Genomic DNA, 17,142 nt, shown 5'->3' with positions numbered 1-17,142 from the left:
AAACAGCCACAAGATAATAAATTTTCTTGTGGCTAATTATTTTAGCATAATAGCTAAATAATATTGGGGTCAATAAAAAGTTTTTTAATAATTAGAATAATAAGCTTTCTCATCATTTTTATTTTTTAATAAATTTATGTGATTCTATATTACCCTCTTTTGTTGCAATTATAATTGTGTATAATCCTTTTGGCAGATGATTTACTGCTACTTTTTTTTCTTCAGATGAAGTTTTTTTATTGAAGACAATTTTGCCTGTATTATCATATATTTTTATCCAAGTATTATTTGTGATTTCTCCTTTAATTTGAATGTATTCTGAAGTTGGATTCGGAAAGATTGTAAATTGATTATTTCCTTTTTCGATATCTTTTACAGAAAGTGAACTTGAAGTTCTATAATTTTTTATCTGTGATATTTCTTGAGATGATAAAGCGCGATTATAGAAAAATAGCTCATCTATTTTACCATTAAATCTTTTTACAGATGATAATGAGCCACCACTCGTTCCACCACCTAAATAAACCGATTTTAGGTTATTAACTAACGCTACAGCATTGTAACCGCTTGTGTTCATTCCGTAATCTATTCCATCAAAGTACATGCGCATTCCTATATTGGCAGAAGTTTTATGTACAATTGCAATATGATGCCAACCACCAATGCCAAAACCTATATTCTTTTCACTCCAAATATTGTTCGTGCCAAGCCAACCCCATGCATCACGAATTGGTGTAGTATTTTCTTGGTGTCTAAAATACAGTGTTTCATTCATCTCAAAAACTGTAGGATAAGGAATTGCAGAACTTATACCGTCAGTATAATACCAAAATGCAATGGTGAATTCTTGGTTTCCTAGGTCATTAGAAATATTACCGCTTCCTGATATTCCGTTTTTATTCATAAGCGTATATGATTCTTGAAAAGAAATACCTTTTCCATTAATAGTATTTACAAAAGGGATAGTGTTATTATTGGTTTCTTGAAATTTGTAGTTTCCGTTATGGCTGGTTAAATTATTTTCAAAATTAAAATAAGCAAGTAAATTGGTAGTAGGATAAGAGTTGGTATCTGCTCCTTGGTATTCATTAAAAATCTGTTGTTCTGTTAAGGTTGTATCATATATTTTCAAATCATCAATCTGGAAACCTTTGTCAGAAGATAAACCAGAAGCTCCTGTTGTACCTATATATAATTTTTTCTCTGAACTATTCGTGTTAATTGTTATATTAGAGGTTCCAACTAACTGCCCATTGATAAAAAGATTTCCTTTTGAAAGAGAACTAGAAGGGTTATAAGTAGCTGCAATGTGATACCATGTTCCAAATTTAAAATATTGGACTTTGTTGATTTCATTTCCCCAATAATAATTTCTTATGGTATTGTTTGGACCATGGCTAAATCCAAAAGATTCTCCATTAGAATTAGCACCATATCCTACAAAATGCTGAATGTCATACTGAGTTATGTCTGTAATTCTTACCCAAAAAGATATGGTTCTTGCTGCATTACCAACAGGTAAATTAGGGAGTACAGATGAAACAAAAAAATTGGTTGTGTTAGGAATACGAATTAATGATCCAGATGCAGCTCCGAAACGATCGGGAGAATAATAAGGAGACGCTGTAACTCCATTACTATACATCGTAAAGGTATGAGCAGGGTTATTGGTTTCTGCTAATGAATTATCAAACTTAAAATGATAAATAGGATTTTGCGCTTTTATTAAAAAGCCAATCATAATCAAGAAAATGTAGAAGTATTTTTTCATAATTTTAATATTAGTTGTACAAATATGAATTTTATAAACCTTAACGAATGACTCGTTTTAAATGAAACCTTGTTTTCGGTGAGTGAAATAATTTTTTTGCATGGAGTAATATTTATTAATTTGTAACTAGAAAAATGAAATTCTTTTTATCATATCTTTTTTTGGTTTTCTGGGCAGTTTATATCAATGCTCAGAATATTTTCTATGATCAATTAAATACAGAGTCTGGATTGCCAAGCTCTACTGTTTTTGATATATTTCAAGATTCAAAAAACTTTATATGGCTGGCTACAGAAGAAGGACTAATTAAGTATAATGGTGTAGATTTTAAAACGTATTCTCATCCAGATCTGCATTCTAAATCTGGATCTAACATTAAAGAAGATATTTTAGGTAGAATTTGGTATCAAACTTTTGATGGGTATCTTTATTATGTAAACAGTAAAGACGAGCTAGAAACTTTTTCGCAGACCAATAATGTTGGCTTTGTTAATTTTGTAATTACTAATCAATATTTAATAAAAGCTCATTGGCAAGGCATTGAAATAAGAGATTTATATTCTCTTAAAAAAATTAAAAATATAAAAATTAAAAACTTCCAAACCAGTTTTCTAGATGTTTTAGCAGATGAAATGATCCTAGGAAATGAAACTACGCAAACCATATCCCTGAAAAACTGGAAAACCAAGATTATTGAAAACAAAGAAATAAAGCGGAGTATAAAAGTTCTTTCTTACAAACGCGGTAACCAAATTTATTTTTTTACTCAAGACAAATATTTTAAGTGTAAACTTCTTGGTTTTGATAAAGAAAAATTTACACAGTTAGCTACTTTTTCTATTGATAAACAGGTTCAGAATTTTGAAATTATTAATCAGGAGATTTGGTTATGTACCAAAGAAGGGGTAAGAGTCTTCTCAATGAATGGTAAAGAATTATCGTTTACTAAAAATCTTCCCAAAGATGATATTTCTAAAGTTTTTAAAGATAAGAACAATGTTTTTTGGTTCTCATCGCTTAAAAACGGAGTATATATTATTAAAAATTTTCAGACTTTAGAACTGCAAATCCCAAGTGAAAAGTTCAGTAGTATTACCGATGATGGTAAAAAAATCTATGTGGGAGGAAGCTCTGGGAAAATTTATACCTTGAATGAAAAGCTACAGCATCAAAACTACTGGCAAAGTAAAGATGCTTATCCTGTTTACTACCTTAATTTTAATGTTGATGTAGATTATAACTTTTTCTCAGCAAATGGTTTTTACATACAACACAAAAAAAGCAGGCGGATTGTACATTATAACAGTGCGGTAAAACACCTTTTCCCTCTTTCAGAAAATCGTTTTTTAGTATCAGGAACAGGTTTTGTTAATACCATTTCTACTCGTCCAAAATTAACTTGGGAAAATAATTTACTTACAAATATAAGAGGGAAATCTATTGTTTATGATGCTCTATATGATAGGGTTTTAGTCGCAAGCAATAATGGTTTACTGGAACTTAAAAAAAATAAAGTGTCTTCTTTATTTTTTAAGGGTAAAATACTGCATATCAAAAATTTAGTATTAGAAAATGATAGAGTAATTGCGCTGAGTAACCAAGGAGAAATATTTGAAATTAAAGGATTGGCTATCAAAAAAATCAAAACTAATCGTCTTTTTAATCTAATGTTCAAGGACGAAAATCAGGTTTTATTAATAGACAAAAACACTGTTTTTAAACTTCAATCTTATCAGTTTAATAAACTTTTTTCTCTAGGAAAGTTTTTAAGAATAAAAGGGATTAACTATTTTAGAGGCAGTTACTACGCTATAACAGAAGATAAAATCATAAAAATTAACAACAAAAAGACCTCGTTTACATCATTTCAAGCTCCAAAAATAATTATTGAAAACATTGCGGTTAATGGCATGTTCGTTTCTTTAGAAAGAAAACTTAAACATACAGAAAATGACATCCAAATAAATTTTAATGTATTAAATTTTGATTTTGATGATGATTATCAAATTGTTTATAAAGTTAATGGCGTATTGAAAAATTTAAACAATAATTCTAAAAATATAAAACTCGTAGCGTTAGCTCCTGGAGAATATTCTATTCAGTTGGGGCTAATGAATAAAAACACATCAGAAATTAATTTCACGGTAAAACCCATTACATTTGAAATTTCACCTCCTTTATGGAAGCGTGCTTGGTTTATCACTATTATTATATGTAGTTTTTTACTCATGAGTTTCTTGCTGTATCGCTGGAAAATTTTACAATTAAAAAAGAAAAACGCAGAAAAAATAGCTCAAATAACTTTAGAAAAAAATTTAAAAGAATCAAAATTACAACTCATCAAATCCCAGATGAACCCTCATTTCTTTTTCAATGCCATCAAGAATATCCAATCCTATATATTTACCAATGACACTCAAGTTGCATCTGCCTATTTGTCTAAATTTTCTAAATTAACAAGAAAAATTTTAGAGCTGTCAGACACAGATACAGTTACCTTACAAGATGAAATAGATACTCTGAAACTTTATTTAGAATTACAAAAAATGAGGTTTGAAGATTTTAACTTTAAAATTTACTATGATGAAAACATACGTTTGAATGATGTAAAAATCCCAACGATGCTCTTTCAGCCTTATGTAGAAAATGCTATTTTACACGGACTTGCTCATAGTAACGGAGAAAAAAATCTCGCAATAGAATTTCGTCTAGATAAAACTCATCAATTAATCACCACAATACAAGATAATGGAATAGGTAGAGTAAAATCAGCACAATTAAATAAACTCAACACCTCTAAACCGAAATCTTTTGCAACCAAAGCTAATTTAGATCGTATAATGTTACTGAATAAAGATCAATATAATATCACAATAGATTATATAGATCTTTATGATGAAAATGAAGAAAGCATCGGAACTCAAGTCACTATAAAAATGAAAATATAATGAAGGCAATAATAATAGAAGATGAAAAAAGAGCACAAATTTATTTAAAAGGAGTCATCAATCAAGTGGCGCCAGAGATAGAAGTGGTAGCAATCTGTGATGACTTACCATCAGGAGTTTTGGCAATAAGAAAATTTCAACCAGAGATTGTTTTCCTTGATATAGAAATGCCAAAATATAACGGATTAGAAATTGTGAATTTTTTTGGTAAAGATGAAATCCAATTTAACATCATCTTTACAACAGCATATAACCAATATGCTATACAGGCCTTTAAAACATCTGCCTTGGATTATCTGCTAAAACCAATTGACCCAGAAGAACTGAAAGAAACAATAGAACGCTATAAACAGAAACAGCTCACCACTTTTCATAAATTACAAGTGGCTAAGTTACGCCTATCTCATACAGAAAAGATAGCCATTCCTGATGGTAATAATTTAATAATGATTGAAGTAAATGAAATTCTTTACCTAAAAGCAGATAGTAACTATACTGATATACACTTAACCAATGGAAAAAAATATACTACAAGTAGAATTTTGAAAAACTTTGAAGAAACCCTATCTTCTTATTCCCAATTTTTCAGATGTCATAAATCGTATATAGTTAATATTCTACATACTCTAAAATTCAGTAAAGCAAATGGTGGAACGGTTATTCTAAAAAATGATGTAGAAATACCCATTTCAATAGAAAAAATAGATACTTTTCTAAAGGCATTTAAAAAAATCCCTAGATTTTGAAAAATTAAGTTGTTTTTTTAGTCATATTAAAAAAAAATATTTTGGGTACATTATTATGTAAATCAATATTTTAATTATTTATGAAATGAAACTTTGTCAGTTCAAAAAATATTTATATTTTTGCACCCTAAAATAAAAAATAATATAAAGCAATCAAATGCCTACTATTCAACAATTAGTTAGAAAAGGAAGAGCCACACTTGCTAAGAAGAGCAAATCGGCTGCTTTGGATTCATGTCCACAAAGAAGAGGCGTATGTACGAGAGTATATACAACTACTCCTAAGAAACCTAACTCAGCACTTAGAAAAGTTGCGAGAGTAAGACTTTCAAACGGAAAAGAAGTTAACGCCTACATCCCGGGAGAAGGACATAACCTCCAAGAGCACTCGATAGTATTAGTACGTGGCGGAAGAGTAAAAGATTTACCGGGAGTTAGATATCACATTGTTCGTGGTGCTTTAGACACTGCCGGAGTAAACGGAAGAACGCAAAGACGTTCTAAATACGGTGCCAAGAGACCAAAACCAGGACAGGCTGCTGCTCCTGCAAAAGGTAAGAAAAAGTAATCATTAAATAAGGAACAAGAACAATGAGAAAAACAAAAGCAAAAAAGAGACCGTTGTTACCAGATCCAAAGTTTAATGATCAATTGGTAACAAGATTTGTAAATAATCTAATGGTAGATGGTAAAAAATCTATCGCTTTCAGAATTTTCTATGATGCATTAGATATCGTAGAAGCTAAAAAAGGAGATAACGAAAAATCTTCTCTTGAAATCTGGAAAGATGCATTAACTAACGTAATGCCTCACGTAGAAGTAAGATCAAGAAGAATTGGTGGTGCAAACTTCCAAATTCCTATGCCAATCAGAGCTGATAGAAAAATTTCTATGGCAATGAAATGGTTAATTAAGTATGCTACTGCTAGAAATGATAAGTCTATGGCTCAGAAATTAGCTGCAGAAGTTATCGCTGCTTCTAGAGAAGAAGGTGCTGCTTTCAAGAAGAAAACTGATACTCACAAAATGGCAGAAGCTAACAAAGCTTTCTCTCACTTTAAATTTTAATTAAGAAATGAGTAGAGATCTTAAATACACAAGAAATATTGGGATTGCTGCGCACATTGATGCCGGTAAAACTACCACTACAGAGCGTATTCTTTTCTATACAGGTAAAACTCACAAAATTGGAGAAGTACACGAAGGTGCTGCTACAATGGACTGGATGGAACAAGAAGCAGAAAGAGGTATTACCATTACTTCTGCTGCTACTACATGTAGCTGGAATTTCCCAACAGATCAAGGGAAAACACTTCCTGAAACTAAACCTTACCACTTCAATATCATTGATACCCCAGGACACGTAGACTTCACAGTAGAAGTAAACAGATCTCTTAGAGTATTAGATGGTCTTGTGTTCTTATTCTCAGCAGTAGACGGAGTAGAGCCTCAGTCAGAAACCAACTGGAGATTGGCTGATAACTACAAAGTTGCGAGAATGGGATTCGTAAACAAAATGGACAGACAAGGAGCTGATTTCTTAAACGTTGTAAAACAAGTTAAAGAAATGTTAGGTTCTAATGCAGTTCCAATCGTTTTACCAATCGGTGCTGAAGAAGATTTCAAAGGTGTAGTAGACTTAATTAAGAACAGAGCTATCATCTGGGATGAAGCAGGACAAGGAGCAACTTTTGATGTAGTTCCAATTCCTGAAGATATGAAAGATGAGGTAATGGAATATAGAGAAAAATTAGTAGAAGCAGTAGCTGATTACGATGAAACTCTAATGGAAAAATTCTTTGAAGATCCAGATTCTATTACTGAAGAAGAAATCAATGCTGCACTTAGAGCTGCAACTATTGATTTATCTATCATTCCTATGACTTGTGGTTCTTCATTCAAAAATAAAGGAGTTCAGTTCATGCTAGATGCAGTTTGTAAATATCTTCCTTCTCCACTAGATAAGGATGATATCAAAGGAACTGATCCTAAAACTGATGCTGAAATCATTAGAAAACCAGACGTAAAAGAGCCTTTCGCTGCATTAGCTTTCAAAATTGCTACTGACCCATTTGTAGGTAGATTAGCATTCTTTAGAGCTTATTCAGGAAGATTAGATGCTGGATCTTATGTTCTAAATACAAGATCTGGAAACAAAGAAAGAATTTCTAGAATCTACCAAATGCACGCTAACAAGCAAAATCCAGTAGAATTTATCGAAGCTGGAGATATCGGTGCAGCAGTAGGTTTCAAAGATATCAAAACGGGAGATACTCTTTCTGATGAAAAAGCACCAATCGTTCTTGAATCTATGATTTTCCCAGATCCAGTAATTGGTATCGCTGTAGAACCTAAAACTAAAGCAGACCAAGATAAAATGGGTAATGCTCTTGCTAAATTAGCAGAAGAAGATCCTACATTTACTGTGAAAACTGATGAAGCTTCAGGTCAAACTATTATTTCAGGGATGGGAGAACTTCACCTTGATATCATCGTTGACCGTATGAGAAGAGAATTTAAAGTAGAGGTTAACCAAGGTCAACCACAAGTAGAATACAAAGAAGCTCTTACACAAGTTGCTAACCATAGAGAAGTTTACAAAAAACAATCAGGTGGTAGAGGTAAGTTCGCAGATATCGTATTCGAAATTGGTCCTGCAGACGAAGGTAAAACTGGTTTAGAATTCATCAACGAAATTAAAGGTGGTAACATTCCTAGAGAATTTATCCCTTCAGTTGAAAAAGGTTTCAAAGAATCTATGAAAAACGGTCCATTAGCTGGTTTCGAAGTAGAATCTATGAAAGTAACCCTTAAAGATGGATCTTTCCACGCAGTAGACTCTGACCAATTATCTTTCGAATTAGCTGCTAAAATGGGTTTCAAAGCTTCTGGTAAAGCTGCTAAAGCTGTAATTATGGAGCCTATTATGAAACTTGAGGTAGTTACACCTGAAGAATATATGGGAGATATCGTAGGAGACCTTAACAGAAGAAGAGGTACTGTAAACGGTATGGATGATAGAAATAACGCTAAAGTAATCAAAGCTTTCGTTCCACTATCTGAAATGTTTGGTTATGTTACTTCGCTTAGAACTTTATCTTCTGGTAGAGCTACTTCTTCTATGGAGTTCGAGAGATACGAACCAGCTCCAACAAATATTGCAGAAGAAGTAATTGCTAAAGCAAGAGGTTAATCTTTAAAAAATTAGAAAATGTCACAAAGAATCAGAATAAAACTTAAGTCTTACGATTACAATTTAGTAGATAAGTCTGCTGAGAAAATCGTGAAAACTGTAAAAGCTACTGGTGCTGTGGTAAACGGACCTATTCCATTGCCAACTCACAAAAGAATCTTTACAGTTCTTAGATCACCACACGTAAACAAGAAAGCAAGAGAGCAGTTCCAACTTTCTGCTCACAAGAGATTGATGGATATCTATTCTTCTTCTTCTAAAACTGTAGATGCTCTAATGAAATTAGAGTTACCTTCAGGTGTAGACGTAGAAATCAAAGTGTGATAATTAATCACTTTGCTATGATAAAAACTCCCAAACTATTTAGTTTGGGAGTTTTGTTTTAATTCGTAATTTTATTCAAAATTTTAACGAATGAAAAACCTAGTATTCCTTCTCCTTTCCCTTTTTACTTTCGCTCAAACGCCAAAAGTTTCTTCTGGAAAAATCATAGAATACAAAAATTTTAAATCCGAAATCATCGGAGAAAGAACCGTGAGAATTTGGCTTCCCGAAAATTATAATCCAAAGGTAAAACACCAAGTTCTTTATGCCAATGACGGACAAATGCTTTGGGATGAAACCATCACTTGGAACAAGCAAGAATGGAAGCTAGACGAAAATTTAGGAGAACTCGTTCGCGAGAAGAAAATAAAACCTACAATTGTAGTTGCCATAGACAATGCAGATAAAAACCGTCATAGCGAATATTTTCCGCAGAAACCTTTTGAAAGTTTGTCTCAAAAAAAGCAAGATTCTCTATACAATCTTTTCAGAAGTAAAGATCAATCACTTTTTGGTGGTAAAATCTATTCAGATGAATATTTGAAATTTTTAGTAAAAGAACTCAAACCTTTTGTAGATAAAAATTATAGCACTTATACAGATGCACCACACACGTTTATCATGGGAAGTTCTATGGGCGGATTGATTTCTATGTATGCTATTTGCGAATATCCTGAAATTTTTGGCGGTGCAATTTGTATGTCTACACATTGGCCAGGAATTTTTGCGTCAGAAAACAATCCTATTCCTCTTGCTTTTCAAAGCTATTTAAAAGCCAATTTGCCCAATCCTAAAACGCATAAAATCTATTTTGATTTCGGTACAGAAACGCTTGATAAATTGTATGAACCTTATCAAATGAAAGTAGATGAGATCATGAAAGCTAAAAAGTTTCGGAAGAAAAACTGGCAAACTTTAAAATTTGAAGGAGAAGACCACAGCGAAAAATCTTGGGCAAAAAGACTTTCTATTCCATTAACTTTTATGTTGAAATGATTTTGAATTATATACTTGTTATTTCTATTTTTAGTTTTTTGTTATTTGGTTTTGACAAAAGAAATGCAACTCGTGGTGGAAATAGAATTTCGGAGTTTGTTCTTTTGTTGCTCTCATTTCTCGGCGGAAGTGTAGGCTCACTTTTGGGAATGCTTGTTTTCCGACATAAAATTTCTAAAACTTCCTTTAAAATAAAATTTGGACTAATATTCTTAGTCCAAATTCTTATCATTTTCTATTATTTAAAATCTAATTACTGAATCAATTCATACGTTTGCTGTGCAATTTCTAATTCTTCATTGGTAGGAATAATCAGAATTTTCACTTTGCTTTCTGGTGCTTGAATTTCTACAGGAACTTTTGTGTGATTAAACTTCACATTGGCTTCTTCGTCTAGCTTTATGCCAAGCGCTTCTAAATTTTTACAAGACCAACTTCTTACCACTGCATCATTTTCTCCTAAACCAGCCGTGAAAATAATGGAGTCAATTCCATTCAACGCTGCAAAATAAGAACCGATGTATTTTTTAATTCTGTAAGTATATAATTCTAAAGTCAGTTTAGCATCAGCATCGCCTTGTTCACATTTTTCGTTGATGTCTCTTGCATCGCTGCTTCCGCCTAAACCAAGCATTCCACTTTCTTTATTCAATATGTTTTTCACCTCTTGTAAAGAAAAGCCTAATTCTTCTACCATGTAAAAAATCACAGAAGGATCTATATCGCCACTTCTAGTTCCCATCGCCAATCCACAAAGTGGGCCAAAACCTAAAGTCGTATCTATACTTTCTCCGTTTTCATTTACTGCAGCCATACTTGCACCATTTCCTAAGTGAATGGTAATGGCTTTTAAATGGTCATTTTTCAGAATTTTTTTGGCTTCATTGTATACAAATTTGTGGCTCGTTCCGTGGAAACCATACACTCTAATGCTATTATCTGTATAGAATTTTTTAGGAATAGCATATCGGTAAGCGTGTTCTGGAAGAGTAGCGAAAAACGCTGTGTCAAAAACTGCTACCTGAACAGCATTTGGAAAGAACTTTTCAGAAGCTTCTATCCCAATTAAGTTTGCCGGATTATGAAGTGGAGCCAATGGAATCAAAGTTTTTATCGCTTCTTTCACTTCTGGAGTAATGATTTGCGTTTTTGTGAATTTTTCGCCGCCGTGAACTACTCTGTGACCAATCGCTTTGATGCTTTCAGGATTTTCGATAACTCCAAAATCTGGATGAGTTAATAAACCCGTAATCGCCTCGAAAGCTGTAGCATGTTCTGGTAAATTTTCTTCTAAAATATATTCGCCGAAGCCATCATCTTTTGCATATTGATGTTTGATTCTACCCCCTTCAATTCCGATACGTTCTGCTAAACCTTTAGCCAAAACTTGTTGTGAAAGGATATTGATGATTTGATATTTCAGAGATGAGCTTCCTGCATTAATAACTAATATGTTCATGTAATAATTTTTTAAAATTTTTAATTTGGGCAGCTTTTCCGCCTTCCGTTCCCGCTTTTTTATTTTTACCAAAGCTTTTTCATTCAAAAAATAAAAAGAGCTCCACTCAAGTCGGGCTGCTAAGACGAGCTGTCTAAATATGAGGTTTAATTGTTAGTAGATTGTATCGCTGTAATAATTACGGTGTTGTAAATATCTTCAATGGTAGCACCACGACTTAAATCGTTAATTGGTTTGTTTAGACCTTGTAACATTGGGCCAACTGCTAATGCACCAGTTTCTCTTTGAACCGCTTTGTAAGTGTTGTTTCCTGTATTCAAGTCTGGGAAAATAAGAACATTGGCTTGTCCAGCAACAGGTGAGTTTGGCAATTTGCTTTTACCAACGATTGGGTCTACTGCAGCGTCATATTGAATAGGTCCTTCTACTAAAATATCAGGACGTAGAGATTTTACAATTTCTGTAGCTTTTCTCACTTTTTCTACTTCTTCACCGCTTCCAGATGTTCCAGAAGAATAAGAAAGCATCGCCACTTTAGGCGTTTCTATACCAAATGTTTTGGCAGAATCGGCAGAAGAAATCGCAATTTCTGCTAATTGTTCAGGATTCGGATTGGGTACAATGGCACAATCTCCGTAAACCAAAACTCTGTCATCTAACAGCATGAAAAATACTGAAGATACAGTTTTGAAACCAGGTTTTGTCTTCACAAATTGTAAAGCAGGTTTTATGGTGTGAGCTGTTGTATTTACAGCACCAGAAACCATTCCGTCTGCATGACCTTTGTGTACCATCATGGTACCAAAGTAAGAAGCATCTAGCATTAAATCTTGTGCAGATGTCAATTCTAAACCTTTTGATTTTCTTAATTCATATAAAGCGTTGGCGTAATCTTCGTAGAATTCACTGTTGTGAGGGTCTACGATAGAAATTCTACTTTCGTCCCAGTTTAATCCGAGTTGCGCTACTCTAGATTTTACTTTTTCAGGGTCGCCTAAAATGGTAATTTTTGCCACTTTGTCTTCTGCAATTTGAGATGCAGCGGTTAGAATTCTATCGTCATTGCCCTCTGGTAAAACAATGTGCTTTTGAATTTTTTTAGCATTACTCAAGAGATTGTATTGGAACATTCTCGGGGTGAGACTTTCTGTTTTCACAGAGTTTATTTTGGCATTGAGCTCTTCTACGTCAACAGAACTTTCAAACAAGTCAATACTTAATTTTATTTTTGATTTATTTTCTGCGTAAATTTTCGGTTTAATTCTAGAAATTACAGATGCTGCTTCAAAAGTTCCGAGATTAGTAGTGATAATCGGAATAGGTTTTTGATTGTCGAGCATTAATTTGATAATAGATCTTTCTGGCGTGAAACCACCTGTTAAAACAATTCCAGAAATATTAGGATATTTCGGTGAAATATTCGCCAAAGAAGTTCCTACAATGAGGTCGCTTCTGTCTCCTGGCATAATACAGAGGCTGTCTGGTGTAATTCTAGGCAAGAAATTCGCTAATTGCATCGCTCCAATAACCGTGGTTTTCGCAATGTTGTCTAGTTTTTCTTTCCCGAATAAAACATGACCTCTAATATGATTGATGATTTCGCGGATAGATGGTTTTCCTAATTCTGGATTGTTTGGAATAACGGCTACGAAGATTCCTTTTTTAATTTCTTTGTTGATGAGTTTTTGTACTTCGCTTTGTTCTTTTTCGCAACGATTAACAATTACTCCTATTATATTAACGTCTTTTTCTAAAAATGAATTGACTTCTGCAATCACATTATTTACCAATTCAGGAACGGTTTCGAAACTGTCTTTTACCACTAATAAAACTGGGATTCCTAAATTTTTGGCAATAGAACCATTGAAATCTATTTCAAAAACAGAACCTTCTTCTGTAAAATCACTTCCTTCTACCAATACAAAATCAAATTCATTTTCTAAATTTTTATATTTCTCGATGATGGTATCATAAACCTCATTGATTTTTCCTTGATTTTGATGTTCCGTAAACTCACTTCTAGAATATGAGTAAGCATCCTCATAATTCATGTTAATATTAAAGTGAGATAAAATAGTGTCTATATGATTGTCTACTACATTTTTATTTTCGATAAGAGGCTTAAAAAACGCTACATTAGGAGTGGTGCGTTTCAGCATTTGCATTAATCCAAGACTTACAATAGATTTTCCGCTTTGTGCAGAAGAGGTAATTACGTATACTGAATGATTCATTTTTAGAAAGGATTAAATTTATTTTGCAAAAATACGGCTTTCAAAACGGTTATGAAAGTAAATCAAGTGTCGAAAAACATGCGATTTGACAGCTATTTTAAATTTTTAGCAAAAATATAAGCATTAAAAGGACTTCCGTTTCCTAATTACAAACATCATATTTTAATTAATCTTTATGATAGAATAAATTTCAGTTTATGGTTTCACGAGTGACTGAACATGAATGGATTAAAATAGAAAATAATTTTAACTTACTGTTTGTCAGTTCAAAAAATATTCTTACATTTGCACACTCATTTTAGGGAAGAAGTATGCCTATTTCAGACGTAGATATTACTAAATTCCTCTAGAATAGAGAGTTATAATAAACAATTTAAGTATAATATATTAATAATGTCAGGTATTATTGGTAAAAAAATCGGTATGACATCTTTGTTTAACGAAGAAGGGAAGAATATCCCTTGTACAGTTATTCAAGCTGGTCCATGCGCGGTTTTACAGGTCAGAACCGAAGAAGTTGACGGTTACAAAGCGGTGCAACTAGGTTTCGATGACAAGAGTGAGAAGAACGTATCTAAAGCGTTAGCTGGTCATTTCAAAAAGGCTGGTTCTACGCCAAAGGCGAAAATCGTGGAGTTTAGAAATGAATTCGAACACGAAGTGAAAGTAGGAGATCAAGTAATCGTAGACATGTTCAACGAAGGTGAATATGTAGACGTAACAGGTACTTCTAAAGGTAAAGGTTTCCAAGGGGTTGTTAAAAGACATAACTTTGGTGGTGTAATGCAAGCTACCCACGGTCAGCACAACAGATTAAGAGCTCCAGGTTCAATCGGTGCAGGTTCTGACCCTTCTAGAGTTTTCAAAGGACTTAGAATGGCTGGTAGAATGGGAGGAAAACAGGTAACTGTTCAAAACCTTCAAGTGTTAAAAGTAGATACAGAACAAAATCTTTTAGTAGTAAAAGGTGCTGTTCCGGGAGCTAAAAATTCTTATGTAATTATCAAGAAATGGAACTAGTAGTATTAAATACATCAGGAAAAGAAACCGGAAGAAAAGTGCAACTAGACGAAGCTATCTTCGGAATTGAGCCAAATCAGCACGCGGTTTACTTAGAAGTGAAACAATACCTTGCTGCTCAAAGACAAGGAACTCATAAGTCTAAAGAAAGAAGCGAAATTACTGCTTCTACTAGAAAACTTAAAAAACAAAAAGGATCTGGTTCGGCTAGATATGGTGATATTAAATCTCCAACTTTCAAAGGTGGGGGTAGAGTATTCGGTCCTAAGCCAAGAGATTACAGATTCAAATTAAATAAAGCATTAAAAAGATTAGCTAAGAAATCTGTTCTTTCTCAAAAAATGAGAGAAAACTCTATTAAAGTATTAGAAGAAGTAACATTTGCTGCTCCTAAAACTAAAGATTTCATCAATGTATTTAATGCATTAGGTTTGGAAGGCAAAAAAGCATTATTCGTGCTTGCTGAAACAAACAAGAACGTATATTTGTCTTCAAGAAACTTACCGAAAGTAAAAGTTTTAACTTATAATGAGATTTCTTCTTATGACTTAGTTAATGCTGGTGAAGTAGTATTCTTCGAAGGTGCTGTAGAAAAATTTCAAGAAAATTTAAGAAAATAAGTCATGTCAGTTATTATTAAACCAATCATTTCAGAAAAAGCAAACAGCCAATCAGAATTGAGCGGAGTTTATACGTTTTTAGTAAATACTAAAGCTAATAAAATCCAAATCAAACAAGCTGTAGAAGCTGCTTATAGTGTAAAGGTAGAAGACGTAAGAACAATGATTTATGCTCCTAAAGTTTCTGCGAAATACACTAAAAAAGGACTTCAAGTTGGTAAAACCAATAAATTGAAGAAAGCTTTGGTTCAACTTGTAGAAGGTGAAACCATTGATATTTTTGCAACAAATTAATAATTTTATATAATTAATAGTAATGTCTGTTAGAAAATTAAAACCTATCACCCCAGGACAGAGATTCAGAATTGTAAACAATTTTGAAGAAATTACTACCAACAAACCTGAGAAGTCTCTAACTGTAGGGCTTTCTAAAAAAGGAGGTAGAAATAACACTGGTAAAATGACCATGCGTTATACCGGAGGTGGACACAAGAAAAAGTACAGAATCATCGATTTCAAAAGAAATAAGTTTGATGTAGCTGCTACTGTTTTATCTGTGGAGTATGATCCAAACAGAACTGCGTTTATCGCTTTAGTAGAATACACTGATGGAGAAAAGAGATACATCGTTGCTCCAAACGGTATTAAAGTAGGTCAAACTGTAGTTTCTGGAGATAATGTAGAACCTGAAGTAGGAAATGCAATGAAATTGAAAAACATACCATTAGGTACTGTGATCTCTTGCATCGAACTAAGACCAGGACAAGGAGCTATCCTTGCTAGGAGTGCAGGTTCTTCTGCGCAATTAACTTCTAGAGATGGTAAATATGCAATCATTAAATTGCCTTCAGGAGAATCTAGAATGATTTTAGTAGAATGTATGGCTATGATTGGCTCAGTATCTAACTCAGATCACCAACTTACCGTTTCTGGTAAAGCAGGTAGAAGCAGATGGTTAGGTAAGAGACCAAGAACAAGAGCTGTAGCTATGAACCCTGTAGATCACCCAATGGGAGGTGGTGAAGGTAGATCTTCTGGTGGTCACCCAAGATCTAGAAACGGTAAACCAGCTAAAGGTTACAAGACTAGAAAGAAAAACAAAGTGTCTAACCGTTACATCGTATCTAAAAGAAAATAATTATGGCAAGATCACTTAAAAAAGGACCTTTCATCGCTCATCATTTAGAAAAGAAGGTTCAGGCAAACATAGAACAAAATAAGAAGACAGTTATCAAAACATGGTCTAGAGCATCTATGATCTCTCCAGACATGGTAGGTCAAACTATCGCAGTACACAACGGGAAATCTTTTATCCCAGTTTATGTAACTGAAAACATGGTAGGACACAAGTTAGGCGAATTTTCTCCAACGAGATCTTTTAGAGGTCACGCAGGTAACAAAAATAAAGGTAGCAGATAATCATGGGATCAAGAAAACAAGATAGCGCAATCGCAAGAAAAGAAGCTAACAAAGACGTTGTAAAAGCTTCATTAAACAATTGTCCGTCTTCTCCAAGAAAAATGAGACTCGTTGCTGATATCATCCGTGGAGAAAACGTAGATAAAGCCCTATATATCCTTAAATATTCTAAAAAAGATGCTTCTAACAAGTTAGAAAAACTTTTACTTTCGGCTATTGCTAACTGGCAAACTAAAAACGAAGGTGCTGACATAGAAGCTGCTAATCTTTTTGTAAAAGAAATTTATGTGGATAGTGCAAGACAACTTAAGAGATTAAGACCTGCACCACAAGGTAGAGGTTACAGAATTAGAAAAAGATCTAATCACGTAACATTAGTATTAGGTAACAAACAAGATAATCAATAATCAAA

General features: G+C 33.2%; 17 protein-coding genes. 14 read left to right on the top strand and 3 right to left on the bottom strand.

What is annotated here, in order from left to right; translation table 11 throughout:
* Positions 1-118: 118 nt before the first annotated feature.
* Positions 119-1,771, bottom strand: a complete 1,653-nt coding sequence (locus tag KKQ79_RS10075; protein WP_213190029.1) for a LamG-like jellyroll fold domain-containing protein — start codon at positions 1,769-1,771, stop codon at positions 119-121.
* A 134-nt stretch (positions 1,772-1,905) separates the two neighbouring features.
* Between KKQ79_RS10075 and KKQ79_RS10070 the strand changes: the two genes are divergently transcribed.
* The 8 genes from KKQ79_RS10070 (at position 1,906) to KKQ79_RS13985 (ending at position 10,238) form a co-directional block, all read left to right on the top strand.
* Entirely contained in the window at positions 1,906-4,719 is a 2,814-nt protein-coding gene (locus KKQ79_RS10070; protein ID WP_213190028.1) for a sensor histidine kinase, read from the top strand.
* The gene (locus tag KKQ79_RS10065) at positions 4,719-5,465 is read left to right on the top strand and encodes a LytR/AlgR family response regulator transcription factor (RefSeq protein WP_213190027.1); all 747 of its coding nucleotides are present in this window, start codon (positions 4,719-4,721) and stop codon (positions 5,463-5,465) included. The genes KKQ79_RS10070 and KKQ79_RS10065 overlap by 1 nt, the downstream gene beginning before the upstream one ends.
* A gap of 157 nt (positions 5,466-5,622) precedes the next feature.
* Positions 5,623-6,033, top strand: a complete 411-nt coding sequence (rpsL, locus tag KKQ79_RS10060) for a 30S ribosomal protein S12 (protein ID WP_069800866.1) — start codon at positions 5,623-5,625, stop codon at positions 6,031-6,033.
* 23 nt (positions 6,034-6,056) lie between these two features.
* Positions 6,057-6,533 (top strand): 30S ribosomal protein S7, encoded by a 477-nt coding sequence (rpsG, locus tag KKQ79_RS10055; protein WP_069800868.1) that lies wholly within the window; start codon positions 6,057-6,059, stop codon positions 6,531-6,533.
* A 7-nt stretch (positions 6,534-6,540) separates the two neighbouring features.
* Positions 6,541-8,658: an elongation factor G gene (gene fusA / locus KKQ79_RS10050; protein ID WP_104793854.1), complete on the top strand. Its 2,118-nt coding sequence runs from the start codon at positions 6,541-6,543 to the stop codon at positions 8,656-8,658.
* An 18-nt stretch (positions 8,659-8,676) separates the two neighbouring features.
* Entirely contained in the window at positions 8,677-8,982 is a 306-nt protein-coding gene (rpsJ, locus tag KKQ79_RS10045; protein WP_069800872.1) for a 30S ribosomal protein S10, read from the top strand.
* Positions 8,983-9,072: 90 nt separating this feature from the next.
* Entirely contained in the window at positions 9,073-9,978 is a 906-nt protein-coding gene (locus KKQ79_RS10040; RefSeq protein WP_213190021.1) for an alpha/beta hydrolase, read from the top strand.
* Positions 9,975-10,238, top strand: a complete 264-nt coding sequence (locus KKQ79_RS13985) for a DUF1294 domain-containing protein (protein WP_430982096.1) — start codon at positions 9,975-9,977, stop codon at positions 10,236-10,238. The genes KKQ79_RS10040 and KKQ79_RS13985 overlap by 4 nt, the downstream gene beginning before the upstream one ends.
* Here the strand turns inward: KKQ79_RS13985 and KKQ79_RS10030 are convergent.
* Entirely contained in the window at positions 10,232-11,437 is a 1,206-nt protein-coding gene (locus KKQ79_RS10030) for an acetate/propionate family kinase (RefSeq protein WP_213190017.1), read from the bottom strand. The two genes, KKQ79_RS13985 and KKQ79_RS10030, sit on opposite strands and share 7 nt — an antisense overlap.
* A 146-nt stretch (positions 11,438-11,583) precedes the next feature.
* Positions 11,584-13,671, bottom strand: a complete 2,088-nt coding sequence (pta, locus tag KKQ79_RS10025; RefSeq protein ID WP_213190015.1) for a phosphate acetyltransferase — start codon at positions 13,669-13,671, stop codon at positions 11,584-11,586.
* Positions 13,672-14,064: 393 nt separating this feature from the next.
* On the opposite strand from pta, the gene rplC reads away from it, so the two are divergent.
* The 6 genes from rplC to rplV are packed head-to-tail and all read left to right on the top strand — an operon-like array spanning position 14,065 to position 17,137.
* The gene (gene rplC / locus KKQ79_RS10020; protein ID WP_069800880.1) at positions 14,065-14,691 is read left to right on the top strand and encodes a 50S ribosomal protein L3; all 627 of its coding nucleotides are present in this window, start codon (positions 14,065-14,067) and stop codon (positions 14,689-14,691) included.
* Entirely contained in the window at positions 14,682-15,311 is a 630-nt protein-coding gene (gene rplD, locus KKQ79_RS10015; protein WP_069800882.1) for a 50S ribosomal protein L4, read from the top strand. The genes rplC and rplD overlap by 10 nt, the downstream gene beginning before the upstream one ends.
* Positions 15,312-15,314: 3 nt before the next feature.
* A complete protein-coding gene (rplW, locus tag KKQ79_RS10010) occupies positions 15,315-15,605 on the top strand; it encodes a 50S ribosomal protein L23 (RefSeq protein ID WP_213190013.1) in 291 nt (96 codons plus the stop codon).
* A 22-nt stretch (positions 15,606-15,627) separates the two neighbouring features.
* Positions 15,628-16,449 (top strand): 50S ribosomal protein L2, encoded by an 822-nt coding sequence (rplB, locus tag KKQ79_RS10005; protein ID WP_069800887.1) that lies wholly within the window; start codon positions 15,628-15,630, stop codon positions 16,447-16,449.
* A gap of 2 nt (positions 16,450-16,451) precedes the next feature.
* Positions 16,452-16,730, top strand: a complete 279-nt coding sequence (gene rpsS / locus KKQ79_RS10000) for a 30S ribosomal protein S19 (protein ID WP_213190011.1) — start codon at positions 16,452-16,454, stop codon at positions 16,728-16,730.
* A gap of 2 nt (positions 16,731-16,732) precedes the next feature.
* Positions 16,733-17,137 carry a 50S ribosomal protein L22 gene (gene rplV / locus KKQ79_RS09995; protein ID WP_069800891.1) on the top strand — a complete coding sequence of 135 codons (405 nt, stop codon included), beginning with the start codon at positions 16,733-16,735 and terminating at the stop codon, positions 17,135-17,137.
* The last annotated feature ends 5 nt before the right edge of the window (positions 17,138-17,142 follow it).

Origin of the sequence: Cloacibacterium caeni, assembly GCF_907163125.1 — a bacterium.
Classification (GTDB): domain Bacteria; phylum Bacteroidota; class Bacteroidia; order Flavobacteriales; family Weeksellaceae; genus Cloacibacterium; species Cloacibacterium caeni_B.
The sequence above is the reverse complement of the archived record's forward strand: the minus strand, read 5'-3'. Positions and strand labels throughout refer to the sequence as shown.